Origin of the sequence: Sphingomonas sp. 10B4 (assembly GCF_035019905.1) — a bacterium.
Lineage (GTDB): Bacteria > Pseudomonadota > Alphaproteobacteria > Sphingomonadales > Sphingomonadaceae > Sphingomonas > Sphingomonas glacialis.
Genome location: NZ_JASJVC010000356.1, coordinates 1 through 266, shown reverse-complemented (window position 1 = coordinate 266; position 266 = coordinate 1). Strand labels below are relative to the sequence as shown.

Here is a 266-nt window from a genome sequence, read left to right as displayed (position 1 = left end):
ATGTAAAGCAAGTGCCTGATTGAATCCGGCCAGGCCATCCTGACCAAAGCTGTCATCCACATGCACAATGCCGATAGCCTTGATGCCGATGGTGGTAAATTGTTCGATGATCTTGCTCACTTCATCCTTGTAATCGGCGCGGATATGGAAAACCCAATGGTTGACCGGTTGCCGCAGTGCCAACGCGCCGGTGCTCGGCGCGATGAGTGGTACTTTGTAAGTCGCCAGAAGCGGCAAAATCGCCAGGGTATGCGGTGTTCCCCGTC

The 266-nt window shown here is 54.1% G+C and carries 1 protein-coding gene; it reads right to left on the bottom strand.

Annotated elements, in window-relative coordinates; translation table 11 throughout:
* A partial coding sequence (locus QN347_RS20100; RefSeq protein ID WP_323494446.1) for an ABC transporter substrate-binding protein occupies positions 1 to 266 on the bottom strand: 266 nt, incomplete at both ends.